Consider the following 7,888-nt stretch of genomic DNA (forward strand, 5'->3'; position numbering starts at 1 on the left):
TTTACTGAAGAATCACCGCTATTGGGTAAGATAATTGCGTGATTGACGCCATTGACAGAAGTATTTTGCGTTACCTCAAATCGGACGGCCGGATGACTGCCACGGCCTTGGCAGCCAAGGTGGGGTTGACCGTGGCCCCGTGCCACCGCCGGCTGCGGGATCTGGAGGCCGCCGGGATCATCCGGGGCTACCGGGCGGATATTGATCCGGCCGCGGTGGGGCTCGGTTTCGAGGCGATCGTGTTCGTGACCCTGCGCCAGGTGGACCGTTCCACCATGGAGATCTTCGAGAGCCGGGTGGCCGGCAATCCCAACATCGTCGAGGCCCAGCGGCTCTTCGGGTCGCCGGACTACCTGCTCAAGGTCATTGCGGAGGACCTGCCCTCCTACCAGCGTTTCTACGACAGTGAACTGACCTCGCTGCCCGGCGTCGAGCGACTGACGTCAACGCTGGTCATGAAGAACCTGAAGGCCAACGCCGGGCCGCCGGTCTAGACGCGGCCGCCTGCTCAGGCGCCGAGCAGTCCCGTGGTCCGGTAGGGAATGACCTCGCGCAGGAACATACTCGTTGAGGTCCGGACGATTCCGGGACACAGCCGGATTTCCTCTGACACGCGGTAGAGATCGTCCGGGCTCTTGGCCACCACCCGGATCAGGAGATCGGTGTCGCCGGCCGGGGCGTGGCATTCGAGCACTTCCGGGATGTTGCGCAGGGCGGCGATTGCCTCGTTGAGGTGGCTCTGGTCCAGTTCCGCGCTGACCGCGGCCGCCACGCCGCGGCCCAGGGCGGACGGCAGTACCCGGCTGCTGTTCGGCCGGAGCGCGCCCGACGCCGACATCCGTTCCAGGCGGGACTGGACGGTGCCGCGGGCCAGGCCCAGCTTCTGCGCCAGCACCATGACCGGCACGCGGGGATCTTCGTCCAGCGCGGCGAGGATCCGCCGGTCCGTCGCGTCAAGCTCCTGCAAAATGACCACTTCCTGTTCTGGGTCCGGGCTGTGATTGATCAGATTGACTACTCTGGGGCCGGTCCGTTGCACCAACTGTAGGGCTTCTGCTCAAATGGTGACAACAAGGGGACGAGGCCACCGCCACGATCCCGAAGGCTACGGACATCCCGGCACACCACCCGGACCCCGGACGAGGCTCCCGCAAGGAACCAGCCGCTGACTGACTCTGGTTCACGCATCGTCATTCCGCACAACGCACTCGCGGCAAGAGCCCCTGAGCCACCGACGCCGGATTTCCCGAAGTCATCGGTAGCTGAGGGGCTCTTGTGCTGCTCCGCATAGGCTTATCCCATGACCTCAGCTGGCCGCTTCGCCCCCAGTCCCTCCGGCGAACTGCATGTCGGCAACCTCCGGACGGCCATCCTGGCGTGGCTGTTCGCCCGGTCCACGGGGCGGCGGTTCCTGCTGCGGGTGGAGGACCTGGACCGTGCCCGGGCCGGCGCCGAGGCCGAACAACTCCGCGACCTGGCGGCGATCGGCGTGAACTGGGACGGCGGCGTCGTGCGCCAGACGGAGCGTGAGCACCTGTATGACGGGGCGATCGCGGAGCTGACGTCGGCCGGCCTGACCTATGAGTGCTTCTGTACCCGCCGCGAAATCCAGGAGGCCCCCTCGGCACCGCACGCTCCGCTGGGCGCCTACCCGGGAACGTGCCGGAACCTCAGCGGCGCCGAGCGCGAGGCCAAGCGGGCCGCCCGGCCGCCGGCTGTCCGGCTCCGCTCCACCGTGGCCGAGGTGACGGTGCGGGACGTGCTCCACGGCAGTTACACCGGGGTGGTCGACGACTTCGTGCTCCGTCGCAACGACGGCGTGACCGCCTACAACCTGGCCGTGGTGGTGGACGACGCCGCGCAGGGCATCGACCAGGTGGTCCGCGGCGATGACCTGCTGCCGTCCACGCCTCGGCAGGCATATTTGGCGTCGCTGCTCAATATGCCTGTTCCGGATTATGCGCATGTGCCGCTGGTACTGAACGCCGACGGCGCCCGGCTGGCCAAGCGTGACGGCGCCGTAACGCTCGCCGACCTGGCGTTGGCCGGGGTGGGCGCGGACCAGGTCCGGGACACTTTGCTGGACTCCCTTGGCCTCCCGCCGGGCCGCCTCGACGATGTCCTCGCCGCCTTCGACCCGACGGCCCTGCCCCGCGAGCCCTGGGTGTGGCCCGGGGTGCCGGGAGCGCACAAGGGGGCGCATCCGGGAACCGGCCTCCGGGCAGGGACGGACAGCCGCGGCGCGTAGGCTGGATTCATGACCGAGCCTGCACACCCTCAGCCCCGCTTCACCGTCGAGACAGCCAAGGTCCTGGCCGAGGTGGCCCACAACCGCCAGAAGGATAAGCTCAAGCGGCCGTACCGGGAACATGTGCTCGCCGTCGGGGACGCCCTGGCGGACTTCGACGACGACATCCGGATCGCCGGGTACCTTCACGACATCGCGGAGGACACCCCGATGACGCGGCAGGCACTGCTGGACATGGGGGTCTCCGAGCGTGCCGCGGACATCATCGAGCGGGTCACTAAGCGCCTGCATGAGAATCCGGACGACTACCAGGCCGGCATCCGGTACATCGCCGAGGACCACGACGCCACGCTTGTGAAGATTGCCGACAACGCGCACAATTCGCTGCCCGAACGGGTCAAGGCGCTGGCCGAGAAGTGGCCGGACAAGCCCCCGGTCACCCGCTACGATGATGCCCGCCCGGTGCTCTACGCCGCCGTTCCCGTCGAGGAAACCCGGAAAATCCTGGCCCGGATCAATCCCTGGCTGTTGAACGAACTCGACGACATGCTCGACGAGGCGGACGACACGGACTACGAGTTCCTCTCTTATGACGCCCCGGCAGCAGATACGGCAGCAGCAGACGCCCCGGCAATGGCCGCTGCAGCAGACGCGGAAGCTGCGCCGGGCGATGCTCCGGCCGGCGACACCGGGTCCGCACGGGACTGAGCATGCGCGCCTACGTCCTCACACGCTACGGCGGCCCGGACGCCATGGAACTCCGGGATGTTCCGGTTCCCCAGCCCGGCCCGGGTGACGTCCGGATCAAGGTTGCCGCGGCCGGGCTGAACCCGGTGGACTTCAAGTTCCGCGGGGGCGCGCTCCGGCCCATCAGCCATGTCCGCCTGCCGATCGTTGCCGGCTGCGAACTCGCCGGGACGGTGGAAGCAATCGGACCCGGGCCCAACCGCTTTTCCATCGGCGACCGCGTCTACGCCCGGGTGGACAAGGCCAGGCTTGGAGCCTTCGCCGAGCTGGTGTGCGTGCAGCAGGAATTGGTGGCCGCCATGCCGGCGTCGCTCGGATTCGCCGAGGCCGCAGGACTGCCGCTGGCCGGGCTCACGGCGTTGCAGGCCCTCCGCGATGAACTTGCCGTGGGCCGTGGCACCCGGCTCTTCATCTCCGGCGGCGCCGGCGGGGTGGGAACACTCGCCATCCAGCTCGCCAAGTATCTCGGCGCCCAGGTCACCACCACGGCATCGGCCCGCGGCGAGGCGCTGGTGCGCCGGCTGGGGGCGGACGCCGTCATCGACTACAACCGGGAGGACTTCTCCGCGGTACTGCATGATTTCGATGCGGTCCTGGACCTGGTCGGTGGCGTGACCCTCAGGGATTCCTTCCGCATTCTTAAGTCCGGCGGCAGGGTGGTATCCATCGCCGGCGTTCCCGAGCCGCTCACCGCGACGAAAGACCTGGGCTCGCCGCCGATGATCACGGCCGCGTTCTGGCTGATGAGCATGGGCATCCGCCGCCGCGCCCGGAAGGCGAAGGCCAGCTACCGTTACCTGTTCATGCACCCCAGCGGGGATGATTTGCGCACCCTGGCGGCCCTCGTCGACGCCGGCCACGTGCAGCCGGTCATGGACCGCACCTACCCGTTCGCGGACATTGGGGGAGCCTTCGCCGCGCTCGAACAGGGCCACGCCAAGGGCAAGATCGTCGTCACCCTCTAGCGGCTCCCGGTTGCCGGGCCCGCCACAGCAGGCCGATGTACACCAGGTCAAAAACGCTGCAGAGCGCCCCCACGCCCAGGATCAGGGGCGAGTTGCCGTACCAGCCCAGCGCAATCGTGGGCGCGAGGGTGCCGACCCACTTGGCCACGGCGATCAGCAGGGTCTGGCCGCGGGTGCCGCCCCGGGCGGCGAACATGGCGATGAACAACCCGGACATCAGCAGGTTCTGCAGGAACGCCGCGTAGCGGGCCGCGTCGTCCCAGCCAAACTGGACGACGAACAGCAGCTGGACCGCGAAGGACGTGACGCCCAGCAGGAGCGCCCAGCCGATGAACAGCCGCCGCGTCACCCAGCCCGGCAGCTCGGAGCGGCCGAACTTCAGGAAGGTGTACACAATCACGACGTCGGCCAGTCCCCACGCGACATTGAAGACCCCCTGGGCGGTGATTCCCGTCGCGATGGAGCGCATGGCGTAGATGGCCTCCCAGGCGAAATTCAGGGCCAGCGCGGCGGCCGGGATCGCGTAGCTCCGGTCCCTGAAGCCGATCCGGATGGCATCGACGTAGACCACGGTCCAGGCCAGGCCGCTCACAATTGTGAGAAACAGGATCACGCTGCCTCCACTAGGCAATGACGGCTCGGCAATGACTGCAACGCGGGGTCACTTGGCGCCCATGCAGAGCCCCAACATGGGCCGCAACTGACCCCGCGTTGCTTCCCCTACACCCGGCCTAGGTCGTCGATGTCCTCCAGGAACTGCTGGTGCACTTCGGCGCTGACCGTGGTCCGGGTGTCGGCGATCGCGTCGAGGTAGTCCTGGGTGGCCGGACCCTTCCGGACGGCTTCGCGGACTGAGGCGCTGCCGCCGGACGCCGCGCCGCCGTCGTCGTACACCGCCTTTTCCAGCGCCCGCTGGGAGGCGCTGCGGGCCGCGTACTCAATGTCCGCGGGGGAGAACCCCTCGGTGCGGTCCACCAGCAGCTCGACGTCGACGTCGTCCACCACGGTGGCAGGGATGAAGCGCTGCCACATGGCCTCGCGGGCCTGGCGGTCCGGCAGACCGATCGGGATGACGTAGTCGAAGCGGCCGTGGCGCAGGAATGCGGAGTCCAGGGCGCGGATGAAGTTGGTGGCGCAGACCAGCAGCCGGCCGGGCTGTTCGCGGAAGGCCGGGATGATCTTGAGCAGTTCGTTGGTGACGCCCTGCAGGGGCGACGGCGGTTCGCCGGAGCGCTGGGAGGCGATCTCCTCCACCTCATCGATGAACACGACCGCGTGCTCGAGTTCGGCGATCTCCAGGAAGGTCTCGCGCAGCGCCCCGGCCAGCCCCTTGGGGTCTGAGGCCAGCCGGGAGGGGAAGACCTCCACGAACGGCCACTCCAGCCTGGAGGCGATGGCCTTGGCGAAGGTCGTCTTGCCCGTACCGGGCGGGCCGAAGAGGACCACCGCCCGGGGCGGCACCACCCCGTATTCGTCGGCGAGGTCGGCCTCGGCGAGGGGAAGGACCAGCCGGCGTTCCAGCAGCTCCTTCTCGTTGCGCATGCCCGCCACGTTTTCCCAGAGGTCGCGGGCCAGGATCCGGCCGCCGAGCTGGCTGAGCGGCTCGAGTTCCTGGCGCTGGACCGGGATTTTCCGCTCGAAGTAGCGCAGGTTCTTCTTCAGGGCGAAGCCGCGGCTCAGGAAGGCCTCCACCCGGGTTTCGGATTCGGGCATCAGGGCCGAGAGCTTGTTGAGCCCGTGCGGGGCCATCCGGTTCTCGACTGAGGCCAGCAGCGAGGTGCCGATGCCGCGGCCCCGGTAATCGGGCAGGGTGGCCAGGAATACGATCCAGCCCTGGTCGTGGGCGGCGCGTCCGACGGCGGCGCCCACCACCTGCTCGCCCTGCACCGCGACGACGGCGTGGTCCTTTTCGCAGGAGGCGAGCACCTCGGAGAGGGCGTAGACCGGCTCGACGTTGGTGGCCTTGAGGGATTCCCAGAGGTGCAGGATCCCGTCAAGATCGGCCGAATGGAAATCCCTGATCCGCCAATTGGTCATGAGCTGTCTCCCGGGTGGTTCGTCGCTGAGCCATGTTGAGTCTGTCCGCTGAGCATATGCGAACCACGTGCAGGAGAGGTTGCGGGGACGTTGCGTTACGCGGACCCGGACTGCCGGGATGTTACTCCGAATCCCCGCCGGTCCCACGCACGGGTCGGTTGGCCACGAGCGGATACGGGCCGGTGAACCCGTCGCGGACGGCGGCGATCTCCAGGATGCGGTGCCGGCAGAGGCGCCAGCCGAGCATCAGCAACGGGATGATGACCGCGAGGGAGGCGATGGTCCACGTTCCGACTGGCGAGTCGAAGGCCATGAGGACCAGCACCGCCAGGAGGAAGGCCAGGGTGATCCAGCCCGTGACGGGTGCGCCCGGCATACGGAACGCGGGCCGGAGCAGTTCTCCGCGGGCTGCGAGCCGGGCGAGCTGCATCTGGCACAGGACGATCATGGCCCAGGTGCTGATGATGCCGAGCGATGCGACGTTCAGGACGATCTCGAAGGCCTCGGCCGGGACCACGGCGTTCAGGATCACGCCCAGGACAGCCACTGCGGCAGTGAGGGCGATGCCGCCGTAGGGGACACCGGACTTATTCATCCGGCCGGCGAATTTCGGCGCGGAACCGGAAATGGACATCGAGCGCATGATCCGGCCGGTGGAGTAAAGGCCTGCGTTGAGCGAGGACAGCGCCGCGGTAAGGACCACGAGGTTCATGATGGCGTCCACGCCGTCGACCCCGATGGAGCCGAAGAATGTCACGAAGGGGCTTTCGCCGGCCTTGTAGGAGCTGTAGGGCAGCAGCAGGGAGAGCAGCACGAGCGAGCCGACGTAAAACACAGCGATGCGCACGATCACCGTGTTGATGGCCCGCGGCATGATCTTTTCGGGGTTTTCGGTCTCGCCGGCGGCGGTGCCGATCAGTTCGATCGAGGCGTAGGCGAACACGACGCCCTGCATCACCACGATGGCCGGCAGCAGGCCATTGGGGAACATGCCGCCGTTGTCAGCGATGAGGCTGAAGCCGACCTCCTGCCCGGCCACGGGCGTGCCGAAGATGACGAAGTAGATGCCGACGAGCAGGAAGGACACGAGCGCCACGACCTTGATGAGCGCGAACCAGAATTCCAGCTCACCGAACACCTTGACGCTGATCAGGTTCAGGCCCAGGACCAGGATCAGGGCCGCCAGCGCCCAGGTCCACTGCGGCACGTCCGCGATGGGCGCCCAGTATTTCTTGAAGAAGTTCATGTACAGCGCGACGGCGGTGATGTCCACGATCGCGGTCATGGCCCAGTTCAGCCAGTACAGCCAGCCGGTGACGAACGCGGCCTTCTCGCCGAAGAATTCGCGGGCGTAGGACACGAACGAGCCGGACGAGGGCCGGTGCATCACGAGTTCGCCGAGCGCGCGCAGGATCATGAAGGCGAAGAACCCGCAGACGGCATAGCTGATGATCAGGGCCGGACCGGCGGTGGCGAGCCGGCCGCCGGCGCCCATGAACAGGCCGGTGCCGATGGCGCCGCCGATCGCGATCATCTGGACCTGCCGGGGTTTCAGGCCTTTGTGGTAGCCCTGGTCCTCGGCGTGGAGCGCAGCCCCCGAGGCGTGGGCATGCGCCGGAATGGTGTGGTCGGTGACGGCGGATTGTGGCTGGGTCTGCTGTTGAGCGGGCAGTTTTTGGGCGCGGGCAGTGTCAGGAGAAGTCATGGGGGTCCTTCGGGGTTCGGAGGGGCGCTACTTGCTCAGGTTGGCCAGGCGGTGCGGGCTGAGGAGTTCGGTGAGCTGCTCGTCGGTGAGCAGGCCGTGTTCGAGGACTAGTTCCGCGACGCCCTTGCCGGTGGCGAGGGCTTCCTGGGCGATGGCCGTGGCTGTGGCGTAGCCCAGTTGCGGGTT

General features: G+C 67.7%; 8 protein-coding genes and 1 pseudogene. 4 read left to right on the forward strand and 5 right to left on the reverse strand.

Annotated elements, in window-relative coordinates; genetic code table 11:
- The first annotated feature begins 38 nt into the window (after positions 1-38).
- On the forward strand, positions 39-494 hold the full coding sequence (locus AC1DGD_RS17920; protein ID WP_079555658.1) for an Lrp/AsnC family transcriptional regulator: 456 nt from the start codon (positions 39-41) through the stop codon (positions 492-494).
- A gap of 14 nt (positions 495-508) precedes the next feature.
- Here the strand turns inward: AC1DGD_RS17920 and AC1DGD_RS17925 are convergent, their stop codons facing one another.
- A complete protein-coding gene (locus AC1DGD_RS17925) occupies positions 509-967 on the reverse strand; it encodes an Lrp/AsnC family transcriptional regulator (protein WP_176803545.1) in 459 nt (152 codons plus the stop codon).
- Between the two features lie 333 nt (positions 968-1,300).
- Here AC1DGD_RS17925 and gluQRS point away from each other — a divergent pair, with 333 nt between their 5' ends.
- Genes gluQRS through AC1DGD_RS17940 form a run of 3 tightly spaced genes read left to right on the forward strand, consistent with a single transcriptional unit; the run spans position 1,301 to position 3,960 of the window.
- On the forward strand, positions 1,301-2,248 hold the full coding sequence (gluQRS, locus tag AC1DGD_RS17930) for a tRNA glutamyl-Q(34) synthetase GluQRS (RefSeq protein WP_476857713.1): 948 nt from the start codon (positions 1,301-1,303) through the stop codon (positions 2,246-2,248).
- A gap of 9 nt (positions 2,249-2,257) precedes the next feature.
- The gene (locus AC1DGD_RS17935) at positions 2,258-2,956 is read left to right on the forward strand and encodes an HD domain-containing protein (protein WP_476851451.1); all 699 of its coding nucleotides are present in this window, start codon (positions 2,258-2,260) and stop codon (positions 2,954-2,956) included.
- Positions 2,957-2,958: 2 nt separating this feature from the next.
- On the forward strand, positions 2,959-3,960 hold the full coding sequence (locus AC1DGD_RS17940; protein ID WP_230008093.1) for an NADP-dependent oxidoreductase: 1,002 nt from the start codon (positions 2,959-2,961) through the stop codon (positions 3,958-3,960).
- Here the strand turns inward: AC1DGD_RS17940 and AC1DGD_RS17945 are convergent.
- The 4 genes and pseudogenes from AC1DGD_RS17945 to aspA form a co-directional block, all read right to left on the reverse strand.
- Positions 3,950-4,573, reverse strand: coding sequence for a transmembrane-type terpene cyclase (locus tag AC1DGD_RS17945; RefSeq protein ID WP_476857714.1), 624 nt, complete (start codon positions 4,571-4,573; stop codon positions 3,950-3,952). The two genes, AC1DGD_RS17940 and AC1DGD_RS17945, sit on opposite strands and share 11 nt — an antisense overlap.
- 107 nt (positions 4,574-4,680) lie before the next feature.
- Positions 4,681-5,997: an ATP-binding protein gene (locus AC1DGD_RS17950; protein WP_230008091.1), complete on the reverse strand. Its 1,317-nt coding sequence runs from the start codon at positions 5,995-5,997 to the stop codon at positions 4,681-4,683.
- Positions 5,998-6,118: 121 nt separating this feature from the next.
- Entirely contained in the window at positions 6,119-7,702 is a 1,584-nt protein-coding gene (locus AC1DGD_RS17955) for an amino acid permease (RefSeq protein WP_476857715.1), read from the reverse strand.
- A 27-nt stretch (positions 7,703-7,729) separates the two neighbouring features.
- Positions 7,730-7,888 (reverse strand): annotated as a pseudogene (gene aspA, locus AC1DGD_RS17960) (aspartate ammonia-lyase); the annotation flags it as partial.

This window comes from Arthrobacter sp. 05T45, assembly GCF_056395875.1.

Coding starts and splice junctions, on each gene's coding strand:
- AC1DGD_RS17940 (WP_230008093.1), top strand. CDS start 2,959: ATGCGCGCCTACGTCCTCACACGCTACGGCGGCCCGGACGCCATGGAA.
- AC1DGD_RS17950 (WP_230008091.1), bottom strand. CDS start 5,997: ATGACCAATTGGCGGATCAGGGATTTCCATTCGGCCGATCTTGACGGG.
- AC1DGD_RS17955 (WP_476857715.1), bottom strand. CDS start 7,702: ATGACTTCTCCTGACACTGCCCGCGCCCAAAAACTGCCCGCTCAACAG.
- AC1DGD_RS17935 (WP_476851451.1), top strand. CDS start 2,258: ATGACCGAGCCTGCACACCCTCAGCCCCGCTTCACCGTCGAGACAGCC.
- gluQRS (WP_476857713.1), top strand. CDS start 1,301: ATGACCTCAGCTGGCCGCTTCGCCCCCAGTCCCTCCGGCGAACTGCAT.